The 13,824-nt window shown below is 70.2% G+C and carries 11 protein-coding genes; all 11 read left to right on the top strand.

The genetic code is table 11. The annotated features are described in order from the left end of the window. Positions 1 to 3: 3 nt before the first annotated feature. The 11 genes from carB to Q0Z83_RS53570 all read left to right on the top strand — a co-directional run bounded on the left by carB (position 4) and on the right by Q0Z83_RS53570 (position 13,724). On the top strand, positions 4 to 3,318 hold the full coding sequence (gene carB, locus Q0Z83_RS53520) for a carbamoyl-phosphate synthase large subunit (protein WP_317791259.1): 3,315 nt from the start codon (positions 4 to 6) through the stop codon (positions 3,316 to 3,318). Further along, a complete protein-coding gene (locus Q0Z83_RS53525) occupies positions 3,315 to 4,343 on the top strand; it encodes a quinone-dependent dihydroorotate dehydrogenase (RefSeq protein ID WP_317791260.1) in 1,029 nt (342 codons plus the stop codon). Before carB ends, Q0Z83_RS53525 begins: the two co-directional genes overlap by 4 nt. Continuing rightward, complete coding sequence (locus tag Q0Z83_RS53530; RefSeq protein ID WP_378079121.1) at positions 4,340 to 5,689, top strand: adenosylmethionine--8-amino-7-oxononanoate transaminase; 1,350 nt, start codon at positions 4,340 to 4,342, stop codon at positions 5,687 to 5,689. Before Q0Z83_RS53525 ends, Q0Z83_RS53530 begins: the two co-directional genes overlap by 4 nt. A gap of 20 nt (positions 5,690 to 5,709) precedes the next feature. After that, positions 5,710 to 6,540, top strand: coding sequence for an orotidine-5'-phosphate decarboxylase (pyrF, locus tag Q0Z83_RS53535; protein ID WP_317791261.1), 831 nt, complete (start codon positions 5,710 to 5,712; stop codon positions 6,538 to 6,540). Positions 6,541 to 6,723: 183 nt separating this feature from the next. Next, a complete protein-coding gene (mihF, locus tag Q0Z83_RS53540; protein WP_093613818.1) occupies positions 6,724 to 7,041 on the top strand; it encodes an integration host factor, actinobacterial type in 318 nt (105 codons plus the stop codon). Between the two features lie 32 nt (positions 7,042 to 7,073). Beyond that, entirely contained in the window at positions 7,074 to 7,661 is a 588-nt protein-coding gene (gmk, locus tag Q0Z83_RS53545) for a guanylate kinase (RefSeq protein WP_317797374.1), read from the top strand. A gap of 11 nt (positions 7,662 to 7,672) precedes the next feature. Continuing rightward, entirely contained in the window at positions 7,673 to 7,936 is a 264-nt protein-coding gene (rpoZ, locus tag Q0Z83_RS53550; RefSeq protein WP_015623990.1) for a DNA-directed RNA polymerase subunit omega, read from the top strand. A gap of 88 nt (positions 7,937 to 8,024) precedes the next feature. Beyond that, positions 8,025 to 9,233 (top strand): bifunctional phosphopantothenoylcysteine decarboxylase/phosphopantothenate--cysteine ligase CoaBC, encoded by a 1,209-nt coding sequence (gene coaBC / locus Q0Z83_RS53555; RefSeq protein WP_317791262.1) that lies wholly within the window; start codon positions 8,025 to 8,027, stop codon positions 9,231 to 9,233. Between the two features lie 54 nt (positions 9,234 to 9,287). Next, positions 9,288 to 10,478, top strand: coding sequence for a methionine adenosyltransferase (metK, locus tag Q0Z83_RS53560; RefSeq protein WP_317791263.1), 1,191 nt, complete (start codon positions 9,288 to 9,290; stop codon positions 10,476 to 10,478). Positions 10,479 to 10,721: 243 nt separating this feature from the next. Continuing rightward, the gene (locus Q0Z83_RS53565; protein ID WP_317791264.1) at positions 10,722 to 11,288 is read left to right on the top strand and encodes a histidine phosphatase family protein; all 567 of its coding nucleotides are present in this window, start codon (positions 10,722 to 10,724) and stop codon (positions 11,286 to 11,288) included. A 69-nt stretch (positions 11,289 to 11,357) separates the two neighbouring features. Then, positions 11,358 to 13,724 (top strand): primosomal protein N' family DNA-binding protein, encoded by a 2,367-nt coding sequence (locus Q0Z83_RS53570; RefSeq protein ID WP_378079120.1) that lies wholly within the window; start codon positions 11,358 to 11,360, stop codon positions 13,722 to 13,724. The last annotated feature ends 100 nt before the right edge of the window (positions 13,725 to 13,824 follow it).

Raw genomic sequence — 13,824 nt, forward strand, 5'->3', positions numbered from 1 at the left:
CAAGTGCCGAAACGTGAGGACATCAAACACGTCATGGTGATCGGGTCCGGCCCGATCGTCATCGGCCAGGCCTGCGAGTTCGACTACTCCGGCACCCAGGCCTGCCAGGTGCTGCGGGCCGAGGGCATCCGGGTCTCGCTGGTCAACTCCAACCCGGCCACGATCATGACCGACCCGGAGTTCGCCGACGCCACCTACGTCGAGCCGATCACCCCCGAGTTCGTCGAGCTGGTCATCGCCAAGGAGCGGCCGGACGCGATCCTGCCGACCCTGGGCGGGCAGACCGCGCTGAACACCGCGATCGCCCTGCACGAGAGCGGCGTCCTGGAGAAGTACGGCGTCGAGCTGATCGGCGCCAACGTGGACGCCATCCGCAAGGGCGAGGACCGGCAGCTCTTCAAGGACATCGTGGCGTTGGCCGGTGGCGAGACCCCGCGTTCGCGGGTGTGTCATTCGATGGACGAGGTACGGGCGACGGTCGCCGAGATCGGCCTGCCGGTCGTCATCCGGCCCTCGTTCACCATGGGCGGCCTGGGTTCGGGCATGGCGCACACCAGCGACGACCTGGAGCAGATCGCCGGTGCCGGCCTGGCCGCCTCCCCGGTGCACGAGGTGCTCATCGAGGAGAGCGTGCTCGGCTGGAAGGAGTACGAGCTCGAGCTGATGCGCGACAAGCACGACAACGTGGTGGTCGTCTGCTCGATCGAGAACGTCGACCCGATGGGCGTGCACACCGGTGACAGCGTGACCGTGGCCCCGGCCATGACGCTCACCGACCGCGAGTACCAGAAGCTGCGTGACCTGGGCATCGCCGTGCTCCGTGAGGTCGGCGTGGACACCGGCGGCTGCAACATCCAGTTCGCGATCAACCCGGACGACGGCCGGATGATCGTGATCGAGATGAACCCGCGGGTGTCCCGTTCGTCGGCGCTCGCGTCGAAGGCCACCGGCTTCCCGATCGCCAAGATCGCCGCGAAGCTGGCCATCGGCTACACCCTGGACGAGATCCCCAACGACATCACGCTGAAGACGCCGGCCGCCTTCGAGCCGGCCCTGGACTACGTGGTCGTGAAGATCCCGCGGTTCGCGTTCGAGAAGTTCCCGGGCGCGGACAAGGAGCTCACCACCACGATGAAGTCGGTCGGTGAGGCGATGAGCCTGGGCCGTAACTTCGCCGAGGCGCTGAACAAGGCCATGCGCTCGATGGAGACCAAGGCCGCCGGGTTCTGGACCGCGCCGACGTTCACCAGCGTGGACGAGGCGCTGGAGGCGCTGAAGGTCCCGCACGACGGCCGGCTCTACACGGTCGAGGCGGCGCTGCGGCTGGGTGCCACCGTCGAGCAGGTGCACGCCGCGTCGGGCCGGATCGACCCGTGGTTCCTCGACGAGATCCAGGCCCTGGTCGACTTGCGTGCCGAGATCCTGGCCGCGCCCTTCCTGGACGAGGAGTTGCTGCGCCGGGCCAAGCGCTCCGGGCTCTCCGACCGGCAGCTGGCCGTGCTGCGGCCGGAGCTCGCCGGTGAGGACGGCGTCCGGTCGCTGCGGCACCGGCTCGGGATCCGGCCGGTCTACAAGACCGTCGACACGTGCGCGGCCGAGTTCCAGGCCGACACGCCGTACCACTACTCGTCGTACGACGAGGAGACCGAGGTCGTGCCGAGCGACCGGCCCAAGGTGATCATCCTGGGCTCCGGACCGAACCGGATCGGGCAGGGCATCGAGTTCGACTACTCGTGCGTGCACGCCGTACAGGCGCTCCGTGGTGTCGATTTCGAGACCGTCATGGTCAACTGCAACCCGGAGACCGTGTCGACCGACTACGACACCGCCGACCGGCTCTACTTCGAGCCGCTCACCTTCGAGGACGTCCTCGAGGTGTTCCACGCCGAGGACACCTCCGGTAGGGCGGCCGGCGGGCCCGGTGTGATCGGCGTGATCGTGCAGCTCGGCGGGCAGACCCCGCTCGGTCTGGCGAACCGGCTCAAGGCCGCGGGTCTGCCGATCGTCGGCACCACGCCCGAGTCGATCGACCTGGCCGAGGACCGTGGCCTGTTCGGCGCGCTGCTCGCCGAGAACGGGCTGCGCTCGCCCGACCACGGCACCGCCACCAGCTTCTCCGAGGCCAAGGCGATCGCCGACACGATCGGCTACCCGGTCCTGGTCCGCCCGTCCTATGTGCTCGGCGGCCGGGGCATGGAGATCGTCTACGACGAGCCCACCCTGAAGGGCTACATCGAGCGGGCCACCGAGATCTCGCCGGACCACCCGGTGCTGGTCGACCGGTTCCTCGACGACGCCGTCGAGATCGACGTGGACGCGCTCTGCGACGCGACCGGCGAGGTCTACCTGGGTGGCGTCATGGAGCACATCGAGGAGGCCGGTATCCACTCCGGCGACTCGGCCTGCTCGCTGCCGCCGATCACGCTGGCCGCCTCGCACATCGCCGAGGTCCGCCGCTACACCGAGGCACTGGCCCGGGGCATCGGCGTGCGCGGCCTGATGAACGTGCAATACGCGCTCAAGGACGAGGCGCTCTACGTGCTGGAGGCGAACCCGCGGGCCTCGCGGACCGTCCCGTTCGTCTCCAAGGCGACCGCGGTGCCGCTGGCCAAGGCGGCCGCCCGGATCATGCTCGGCGCCACCATCGCCGACCTGCGGGCCGAGGGCATGCTGCTGCCCACCGGTGACGGCGGGACGGTGCCGGCGAACGCGCCGATCGCGATCAAGGAGGCGGTGCTGCCCTTCAAGCGGTTCCGTACGCTCGCCGGGCAGAACGTGGACAGCCTGCTCAGCCCCGAGATGAAGTCGACCGGTGAGGTGATGGGCATCGACGCCGGCTTCGGTCAGGCGTTCGCCAAGTCGCAGGCCGCCGCCTACGGTTCGCTGCCGACCAGCGGCAAGGTCTTCGTCTCGGTCGCCAACCGGGACAAGCGGTCGATGATCTTCCCGGTCAAGCGGCTGGCCGACCTGGGCTTCACCATCGTCACCACGGCCGGGACCGGCGAGGTGCTGCGACGGTACGGCATCGACTGCGAGATCGTGCCGAAGCACTACGAGAAGCCCGGCGAGCGCAACGCCGTCGAGCTGATCCTGGCCGGTGAGATCTCGCTGATCATCAACACCCCGCAGGGTTCCGGCGCGAGCGCCCGCCTCGACGGGTACGAGATCCGCAGCGCCGCCGTCACCGCCGACGTGCCGAGCATCACCACGGTGCCCGGTGCCGCGGCCGCGGTGATGGGCATCGAGGCCCTCCGCGCCGGCGACATGTCGGTGCGGCCGTTGCAGGAGCTGCACAAGCTGCTCAGGGGTAACGAGTGAGCCTGTTCACCAAGGTCGCCCGGCCGGCACTGTTCCGGCTGGGCGGCGGGGACGCCGAGCACGCCCACGAGTGGACCCTGGACCGGCTGGCCAAGCTGCCCGCGCCCGCCCTGGCCGCGATGCGCCGCTGGTACGGCTTCTCCAACCCGGTCGAGGTCTTCGGCGTCCGGTTCCCGAACCGGGTCGGTTTGGCCGCCGGCGTCGACAAGAACGGGATCGCCCTGCCCGCGTGGCCGGCGCTCGGCTTCGGCTTCGTCGAGGTCGGCACAGTCACCGCGAAACCGCAGCCGGGCAATGACAGGCCGCGGCTGTTCCGGGCCAAGGCCAGCGAGGGCATCGTCAACCGGATGGGCTTCAACAACGCCGGCGCGGCCGCCCTGGCCGACCGCCTGGCCGAGCTGGGCCCACTCGACGTGCCGCTGGGCATCTCGCTCGGCAAGTCGAAGGTCACCCCGCTGGAGGAGGCGGTCGAGGACTACCTGACGTCCTACCGCCTGCTGCACCGGTACGCCGACTACATCGCCGTCAACGTGTCCTCGCCGAACACCCCGGGCCTGCGCAGCCTGCAGGACAAGGATGCGATCGCGGCGCTGCTCGGGGCGCTGGCCGGCCCGGTGCCGGTGCTCGTCAAGATCGCGCCGGATCTGACCGAATCGGCCATCGCCGAGTTGCTCGGGGTCTGCCTGGAGCACGGCGCGGCCGGGATCATCGCCACCAACACGACGCTGTCCCGGGACGGGCTGGCCCCGTCCGACCGGCATCTGGCGAACGAGGCGGGCGGCCTCTCCGGCGCCCCGCTGACCGTCCGGTCCCGTGAGGTGGTCCGGTTCGTGCACACCGAGAGCGGTGGCCGACTGCCGATCATCGGGGTCGGCGGGATCATGTCGGCCGATGACGCGTCCCGGATGCTCGACGCCGGTGCCGCCCTGGTGCAGCTCTACTCCGGGTTCATCTACCGGGGCCCGGACCTGGTTCTGGAGGTCGCCCGGGGCGCCCGCCCGGCACGGGCGGCTGCGGCCCGATGAGCGCGGCCGAGCGCGACCGCGTTGCGCTCGGCCCGTCGTCCGTTCCCCCGAGGTCACTCTCCTCGGGGGCGGACGGCGACGGCGTGGCCACCCTGCTGGCACTCGATCGGGCGCATGTCTGGCATCCGTACGGTCCGATGCCCGGCCGCAGCGAGCCCTACCTGGTGGAGAGCGCCGAGGGGGTACGGCTACGCCTGGCCGGTGGCCGCGAGGTGGTCGACGGGATGTCGTCCTGGTGGGCGGCCATCCACGGGTACCGGCATCCGGTTCTGGACGCGGCCCTGGCCGAGCAGGCCGGCCGGATGAGCCACGTGATGTTCGGCGGGCTCACCCACGAACCGGCGATCCGGTTGGCCACCGAGCTGGTGGAGATCACCCCGGCCGGCCTGGAGCACGTGTTCCTCTGCGACTCCGGGTCGGTGGGCGTCGAGGTGGCGATCAAGATGGCTCTCCAGGCCCAGCGGGCTCTCGGGCGGCCGGGCCGGAACCGCCTCGCGACGTGGCGTGGCGGATATCACGGTGACACGTTTCACCCGATGAGCGTCTGCGATCCGGTCGGCGGCATGCACTCGCTCTGGACCGGGGTGCTCCCGGTCCAGGTCTTCGCCGAGGCGCCGCCCCCGGATTGGGACGAAGGCTACGCCGCCCGGCTCACCGACACGATCGAGCGTCACGCGGACGAGATCGCCGCGGTGATCGTCGAGCCGGTCGTGCAGGGGGCCGGCGGGATGCGGTTCCACCATCCGGAGTACCTGCGGGTGCTCCGCGAGGTGACCGCCGCGCACGGGATCTTCCTGATCTTCGATGAGATCGCCACCGGGTTCGGCCGGACCGGGCGGTTCTTCGGCGCCGATCACGCCGGGGTGAGCCCGGACATCATGTGCCTCGGCAAGGCGCTGACCGGGGGGTACCTGACCCTGGCGGCCACCCTGTGCACGGCCGGCGTGGCCGCGGCGATCTCCGCCGGGGACGGTGGCGGGCTGGCGCACGGCCCGACGTTCATGGGGAACCCGCTGGCCTGTTCGGTCGCACTGGCGTCGCTCAGCCTCTTGCGTACGGGCGAGTGGGCGACGGCCGTACCGAATATCGAATCCGCTCTGAAACGCGGTCTGGAGCCGCTTCGTGGCGCGCGCGGGGTCGCTGACGTGCGGGTCCTCGGCGCCATCGGCGTCGTCCAGTTGGATCGGCCGGTGGACATGATCCGGGCGACCGCGGCGGCGGTGGCCGAGGGGGTCTGGCTGCGGCCGTTCCGGGACCTGATCTACACCATGCCGCCGTTCGTCACCGACGACGCCGACGTGGCCCGCATTACCGCCGGAATCGCCGCCGCGGTGGCGGCTAGCTGACACGGGAGAGTGAGAAGTTCATGGAAACCTTCGGCGAACGACTGCACGCGGCGGTTGCGGAGCGTGGTCCGCTGTGTGTCGGGATCGACCCGCACGCCTCGCTCCTGGCCCGATGGGGCCTGTCCGACGACATCTCCGGCCTCGAACGCTTCGCCCGTACGGTCGTCGACGCACTGGCCGATCGGGTGGCTGTTCTGAAGCCGCAGTCAGCTTTTTTTGAGAGATTTGGGTCACGCGGAGTCGCGGTTCTTGAGTCAACTATCCGACAGTCGCGAGAAGCCGGTGCGCTCGTCCTGCTGGATGTGAAACGTGGCGACATCGGCTCGACGATGGCCGCGTACGCCGACGCGTACCTGAATCCGGCAAGCACTCTCTGTGCCGACGCGATTACTGTGAGTCCCTATCTTGGAGTCGGTTCATTGCAGCCGGCGTTCGACTCGGCGGCCGCTCACGGGGGTGGAGTCTTCGTCCTGGCGCTGACCTCGAACCCCGAGGGGCCGGCCGTCCAACACGCCGTCACTTCGTCCGGAAAATCCGTCGCGCAGACCGTGATCGATGAGATTTCCCAGGTCAACGCGGGTGCACAGCCGCTCGGCAGTCTCGGTCTCGTGGTCGGCGCGACGATCGGCGAGACCGGCCACGACCTCTCCAAGGTCAACGGCCCGCTGCTCGCTCCGGGCCTCGGAGCGCAGGGCGGAACCCCCGATGACCTGCGAGCCGTCTTCGGTGAGAGCCTTCACAACGTGTTGCCGTCGTACTCACGGGAAGTTCTCACCGGCGGCCCGGAGATCGCCGGATTGCGGGCCGCAACAGACCGCGTTCTGGCCGACGTGCGCGCCGCCCTCGGGTGAAACGGCCTGCTTATCAGGCTCCGGAAGAGGCGGACCGGGGGTACCCCCACGTTGCCGAAACCCGGTTTGACCGCTAGTTTTCCCGGCGCCGGGAACCATATGCCCCTTCGGTTCCATGGCACACCACGTTTCACAGAAGCGCCGGTATTGAACTACCGCCGCTCAGGGACCTGAGGAGAACTGGTGCCGCTCCCGTCATTGAGCCCCGAACAGCGTGCTGCTGCGCTGGAGAAGGCCGCGGAAGTTCGCAAGGCTCGGGCTGAGCTGAAGGAACAGCTCAAGTCCGGCAAGACCACCCTCGCCGCCGTGCTCGAGCGCGCGGAGGCTGACGAGGTCGTCGGCAAGCTGAAGGTTTCGGCCGTGCTTCAGGCGCTGCCGGGCATCGGCAAGATCCGCGCGACCCAGATCATGGAGAAGCTGAAGATCGCCGAGAGCCGCCGGCTCCGGGGTCTCGGCGACCAGCAGCGCAAGGCCCTCCTGGGGGAGTTCGCTGCGAACTGACTCATCGGCTCGTGTAGGAATGAGCCGTGAGCATGGATGACGACGCGCAGCCGGAGGCCCGCCTCACCGTTCTTTCCGGCCCCTCCGGGGTCGGGAAGGACAGTGTGATCGAGCTGATCCGGCTGCGCTCGCCGTGGATCAAACTCTCGGTGTCGGTGACAACACGCAAGAAACGCGACTACGAGACCGACGGCGAGCACTACCACTTCGTGACCAGGTCCGAGTTCCAGCGACTGATCGACGGAAATCAGCTGCTGGAGTGGGCGGAGTTCGCGGGCAACCTCTATGGCACGCCCCGCGCGCAGGTCGAGGGCTGGCTCCATCAGGGCCGGCCCGTTTTGTTGAAGATCGACCTGCAAGGCGCCCGCCAGGTCCGTGCGGCCATGCCGCAGGCCCAGCTGGTCTTCCTGGCTCCACCGAGCGTGGAGGAGCTCCAGCGCCGCCTCATCGGCCGGGGGACCGACGACGAGGAGACGATCAAGCGCCGACTCGCCCACGCCGACGAGGAGTTGGCGGCCGAGTCCGAGTTCGACGTCACCGTTGTGAACGACTTCGTCGAACGAGCCGCTGATGAGCTGGTAGGATTGCTCGGTTCGTTATACCTGGCACACGAGCATTAAGGATTCACCACGTGGGAACCATCGCGAACCCCGAAGGCATCACCAACCCGCCGATCGACGAGCTGCTCGACAAGACCTCGTCGAAGTACTCGCTGGTGATCTTCGCGGCCAAGCGCGCCCGCCAGGTCAACGCCTACTACAGCCAGCTCGGTGAGGGTCTTCTCGAGTACGTCGGTCCGCTTGTCGAGACCACGCCGCAGGAGAAGCCGCTCTCGATCGCGATGCGTGAGATCAACGCAGGCCTGCTGACCGCCGAGGCGACTGACAATCCCTGATCCAAGTCGATCCGTTTGATCCCGCGTCCCGCATCATGGGCGCGGGATCAATTGTTATCCGAGGTGAATTCGTGCCGATGGTGAAGCTGTGACCGAGATCGTGCTGGGCGTGGGCGGGGGGATCGCGGCTTACAAGGCGTGCGAGCTCCTGCGGCTGTTCACCGAGTCCGGCCATGGGGTGCGGGTCGTCCCGACCGATTCGGCACTTAAATTCGTCGGCGAGCCCACCTGGGCCGCGCTGTCCGGGCGGCCGGTGGCGACCGGGGTCTGGGACGACGTGCACGAGGTGCCACACGTGCGCATCGGCCGAGCCGCCGAGCTGGTCGTGGTCGCTCCGGCCACCGCCGACCTGCTGGCCAAGGCCGCCCACGGCATCGCCGACGACCTGCTCACCAACACTCTGCTCACGGCCACGTGCCCGGTCGTCTACGCGCCGGCCATGCATACCGAGATGTGGGAGAACCCGGCCACCAAGGAAAATGTGGCGACTCTTCGCCGGCGCGGGGCGATCGTGATCGAGCCCGCGGTCGGACGCCTGACCGGAAAGGACACCGGCAAGGGGCGGCTGCCGGACCCCTCGGCGATCTTCGAGGTCGCGTTGCGCGTACACCGGCGTGGTCTCGCTCTTGATCTTGCCGGTCGTCATGTCGTGGTCACCGCCGGAGGCACCCGCGAACCGCTCGACCCGGTCCGGTTCCTGGGCAACAGATCCTCCGGGAAACAGGGATACGCGCTGGCCAAGGTGGCTGTCGCCCGTGGCGCCAGAGTGACACTCGTCTCGGCGAACGTGTCGCTGCCCGACCCCGCCGGGGCCGACGTCGTGCGCGTCGGCACCACCGAGGAGTTGCGCAAGGCCACCGTGGAGGCGGCCGCTTCGGCCGACGTCGTCGTGATGGCGGCCGCACCCGCCGACTTCCGGCCCGCGACGGTCGCCGAGCAGAAGATCAAGAAGACCGACGACGGTACGCCCGGCCCGATCACCCTGGTCACGAACCCGGACATCGCCGCCGAACTGGGCGCCGCCAAGCGCCCCGGCCAGATCCTCGTCGCCTTCGCGGCCGAGACCCACGACGCCCTGGAGAACGCCCGCGGCAAGCTGGTCCGCAAGCGCGCTGACCTGATCGTCGTCAATGAGGTCGGCCCGGATCTGGTCTTCGGGCAGGACCGCAACACGGTCACCCTGCTGGGGGCGGACGGGTTCACCGCCACTCACGGGGAACTACCCAAAGACGATGTGGCCGATATGATTTTCGATCAAGTCGCCATCCGATGGAAACCCAGGTCCGCCGACGCCTAGCGACCCTGGCTACACTTCCGCGTTACGTTGTATTCGACAAATCTGAGGAGCACCGTGGCACGCCGTCTGTTCACCTCCGAGTCGGTCACGGAAGGCCACCCGGACAAGATCGCTGACCAGATCAGCGACGGGATTCTCGACGCCCTGCTCGCGCAGGACCCGCGCAGCCGTGTCGCGGTGGAGACCCTCATCACCACCGGCCAGGTCCACGTGGCCGGTGAGGTCACCACCCAGGCCTACGCCGACATCCCCAGCATCGTCCGCGACACCATCCTGAAGATCGGTTACGACTCGTCGAAGAAGGGGTTCGACGGCGCCTCGTGCGGCGTGAGCGTCTCCATCGGCTCTCAGTCGCCGGACATCGCGCAGGGTGTCGACACCGCCATCGAGCAGCGCGAGGGTGAGGCCGGCGACTCGCTGGACAGCCAGGGCGCCGGCGACCAGGGCATGATGTTCGGCTTCGCCTGCTCGGAGACCCCCGAGCTGATGCCGCTGCCGATCGCGCTCGCGCACCGGCTGGCCCGCCGACTGTCCGCCGCGCGCAAGGACGGGACGATCCCCTACCTGCGCCCCGACGGCAAGACCCAGGTCACCATCGAGTATGACGGGCTCCGCCCGGTCCGCCTCGACACGGTCGTGGTCTCGTCGCAGCACGCCGCCGACATCTCGCTGGAGTCGCTGCTCACGCCGGACGTCCGCGAGCACGTCATCGCCCCCGAGCTGGAGGGCCTCGGCCTCGACACCGAGGGCTACCGGCTGCTGGTCAACCCGACCGGCCGCTTCGAGATCGGCGGCCCGATGGGTGACGCCGGCCTCACCGGTCGCAAGATCATCGTCGACACCTACGGCGGTTACGCCCGCCACGGTGGCGGCGCCTTCTCCGGCAAGGACCCGTCCAAGGTCGACCGTTCCGCGGCGTACGCGACGCGCTGGGTCGCCAAGAACGTCGTCGCCGCCGGGCTCGCCGAGCGCTGCGAGATCCAGGTCGCCTACGCGATCGGCAAGGCCCACCCGGTCAGCCTGTTCGTCGAGACCTTCGGCACCGAGAACGTGCCCGTCGAGCGGATCGAGAAGGCCATCGGCGAGGTCTTCGACCTGCGCCCGGCCGCGATCATCCGCGACCTCGACCTGCTGCGCCCGATCTACCAGCAGACCGCGGCGTACGGCCACTTCGGCCGTGAGCTGCCGGAGCTGAAGTGGGAGAGCACCGACCGCGCCGCCGACCTGAAGAACGCCGCCTCCTGAGGCTGTTCGCCGTGCCGGGCGCCCGTTCCCCATCCGGGGGCGGGCGCTCTGCCGTTCCGGCCCCGGGATGGGGGCGGGCGCTCTGCCGTTCCGGCCCGGAATGGGGGCGGGAACTCCGTCGTTCCGGCCCCGGAATCTCGGGTGCTGGGAAAGGAAGTGCCGCCACGGGTGATCCGCCGGCGCCTGAAATGCGTGTTCGTTCGCATGAGAGTCAGGGGTGGTGAAGGCGCTTACGCTTCCGTGATGACGGGTGTTCAGGGCGATCGGGTGATCGTGGTCCGGCATGCGATGCCGGCCGTCGATCCGGACGTGCCGTCGGAGCAGTGGCAGCTGGCACAGGAGAGCCGCGTCGCGGCCCGCCTGATGCGGCTGCACGTCTGCCATCCGGCCTACTACGTGGCCAGCACCGAACCGAAGGCCGCACAGACCATGCAGGAGATCGCCGGCGCTCAGCGGGTGGTCCGTGATCCGGGCCTCGCCGAAGTGCATCGACCGCACGTGTGGTTCACCGACGAATCGGGCTACCACTCGGCCGCGCAGGCCTATGCGCGAGGCGAGTGCCCCGACGGGTGGGAGCCGCGAGATCAGGTGATCGAGCGGTTCGACGCCGCGGTGGTACGCCACGCGGCCGCCGCCGCCGAACAGAACCGCACTCTCGTCATCGGCACCCACGGCCTGGCGCCGACGGTGTGGATGGCCAGCCGGTACCAGCTGGCGACCGACCCGGCCCGGTTCTGGGCCGACCTCCGTTTCCCGGACATCGTGGAGATCGACCTCCAGGCGCAGACGGTGACCTGCCTCACCCACTGATTCGCCAAGCCCGCGGCCGGGGGCGGCGGCGGGCGGAATTGTCAGAGGGTGCGGGCAGAATGTTCGACCATGGGGACCAAGGGGACACGCAGCGAGCGGGAGCCGGCCGAGCGGCTGCCCGTCGCGCGGGTCTGTGTGGACCTGCCACTGGCACACCTCGACCGCCCGTTCGACTATCTGGTCTCCGCGGCTGACGACGAGGCCGCCCAGCCGGGTGTGCGGGTCAAGGTCCGGTTCGCCGGGCAGCAGGTCAGCGGGTTTCTACTGGCCCGGGTCGAGTCCTCCGATCATGCGGGCAAGCTGGCCTACCTGGAGAAGGTGGTCTCGCCCGAGCGGGTCCTCGACCCCGAGATCGTCCGGCTGGCCCGCGCGGTGGCCGATCGTTATGCGGGCAATCTCGCCGACGTGCTCCGGCTCGCGGTGCCACCGCGTCACGCCCGCGTCGAGTCCCAACCGGTGACCGCCGTCCCGGCCGAGCCGGTCCCGGACGCCGTCTCGGCGGACTCCCCGGTTTCCTCGATTTCTTCGGCTTCGCCGGCTTCTTCGGCTTCGCCGGCTTCTTCGGCTTCGCCCGCTTCTCCGGCGCTTGATGCCGTCCCTGATGCGGCGGCCGCCTCCCCACTTTCTTCCGGTCCCGATTCGACACCGGCCGCCGATGTGGCTTCGGTCTCGGGGTCGGATCCTGGTTCGGCGCCCGCCGCCGATGTGGTTTCGAGGTCGGATCCTGGTTCGGCGCCCGCCGCCGATGTGATTTCGGTCCCCGGAGCGGGTCCCGATTCGACACCGGCCGCCGACGTGGTTTCGGGCCCGGGTTCGGGATCGGCGCCGGGCTTCGGGCCCGGGGCGGCGGCCGGTCGATGGGCGGTTGCCGAGGTTCGGGAGCCCGCGGCCGGTGGGTGGGATGCGTATGTGGCCGGGGCCGCCTATCTGCGGGCGCTGCGGGATGCCCGACCGGCCCGCGCGGTGTGGTCGGCCCTGCCGGGGGAGGACTGGCCGCGGCGGATCGCGGAGGCGGCCGCGGCCACCGTGCGCAGCGGGCGCGGGGTGGTGATCGTCGTCGCGGACGCCCGTGACCTCGACCGGGTCGACCGGGCCCTCACCGAGGAGCTCGGTGACGGGCTGCACGTCGCGCTCAACGCGGCTCTCGGGCCGTCCGAGCGCTACCGGCGGTTCCTGTCGGCCAGCCGGCATCGGGTGCCGGTGGTCGCCGGGACGCGGGCGGCGATGTGGGCGCCGGTGCCCGACCTGGGGCTGGTCGTCATCTGGGACGACGGCGACGATGTGCACGCCGAGCCACGGGCGCCCTACCCGCACGCGCGTGACGTGCTGCTCACCCGGGCCCGCCTGGCGGACTGCGCGGCGCTGGTGGGCGGCTTCGCGCGTACCGGTGAGGGGCAGTTGCTTCTCGAGACCGGCTGGGCGCGGGAGATCGCCGCCGACCGTGCCGTGCTGCGGCGCCGGTCTCCGGCGATCACGCCGACCGGAGACGACGTTCAGCTGGCCCGGGATTCCGGCGCGGCCATCGCCCGGCTGCCGAGTGTGGCGTGGCAGGCGGCGAAACAGGCGCTCCAGGCCGGAGCGCCGGTGCTGGTGCAGGTGCCCCGGCGGGGTTACCTGCCGTCGGTGGCCTGCATCGAGTGCCGCACGCCGGCGCGCTGTCCGCACTGTTCGGGGCCACTGGGGCTGCACGGCGCCCGGGACGTCCCGGTCTGTCACTGGTGCGGGCGGGCCTCGGCCGACTACCAGTGTCCGAACTGTCGGGATCGCCGGCTGCGGGCCTCGGTGATCGGCGCCAAACGGACCGCCGAGGAGCTGGGGCGGGCCTTCCCCGGGTTCCCGGTGCGGACCTCCGGGCGGGAGCAGGTGCTGACCGACGTGCCGGGCGAGCCCGCCGTCGTGGTGTCCACGCCCGGGGCCGAGCCGCTGGCCGAGGGCGGGTTCGGCGCGGTGCTGCTGCTCGACACGTGGGCGCTGCTGAGCCGCGCCGACCTGCGGGCGGCCGAGGAGACGATGCGCCGCTGGCTGAACGCGGCGGCCCTGGCCCGGCCGGCTCAGGAGGGCGGGCGGGTGGTCGTGGTGGCCGACGGTTCGCTGGCCCCGGTGCAGGCGCTGCTGCGCTGGGATCCGGGCTGGTTCGCCGCGCGGGAGCTGGCCGAGCGCCGTGACCTGGGGTTCCCGCCGGCCGCGCGGATGGCCAGCGTCACCGGTCAGGCGGCTGCGGTGGCCGAGCTGCTGTCGCTGGCCCGGCTGCCGGACGGCGCCGAGCTGCTGGGCCCGGTTCCGGCCGCCGACGAGCAGGAGCGGATGCTGCTGCGGGTCACCCGGTCCCGGGCGGCCGACCTGGCTCACGCCCTGCACGAGGCGGCCGGGGTGCGCAGCGCGCGTAAGGCCGCCCTGCCGGTCCGCATCCAGGTCGACCCGTTCGACATGTTCTGATCGTCGGCTTCCGATCGTCGATGCCGGCCGCCGGACCGCTGTCACCCACGGCGTTGCGCGCGTCACTCCGTAGACTGGTCAGGTGCTGCCCACCAGAGTC

Origin of the sequence: Actinoplanes sichuanensis, assembly GCF_033097365.1 — a bacterium.
Lineage (GTDB): Bacteria > Actinomycetota > Actinomycetes > Mycobacteriales > Micromonosporaceae > Actinoplanes > Actinoplanes sichuanensis.

What these genes read in the sequence shown, in the direction of transcription:
- Q0Z83_RS53530 (WP_378079121.1), top strand. Translation starts at nt 4,340, where the DNA reads ATGAGCGCGGCCGAGCGCGACCGCGTTGCGCTCGGCCCGTCGTCCGTT.
- pyrF (WP_317791261.1), top strand. Translation starts at nt 5,710, where the DNA reads ATGGAAACCTTCGGCGAACGACTGCACGCGGCGGTTGCGGAGCGTGGT.
- gmk (WP_317797374.1), top strand. Translation starts at nt 7,074, where the DNA reads ATGGATGACGACGCGCAGCCGGAGGCCCGCCTCACCGTTCTTTCCGGC.
- Q0Z83_RS53565 (WP_317791264.1), top strand. Translation starts at nt 10,722, where the DNA reads ATGACGGGTGTTCAGGGCGATCGGGTGATCGTGGTCCGGCATGCGATG.
- Q0Z83_RS53570 (WP_378079120.1), top strand. Translation starts at nt 11,358, where the DNA reads ATGGGGACCAAGGGGACACGCAGCGAGCGGGAGCCGGCCGAGCGGCTG.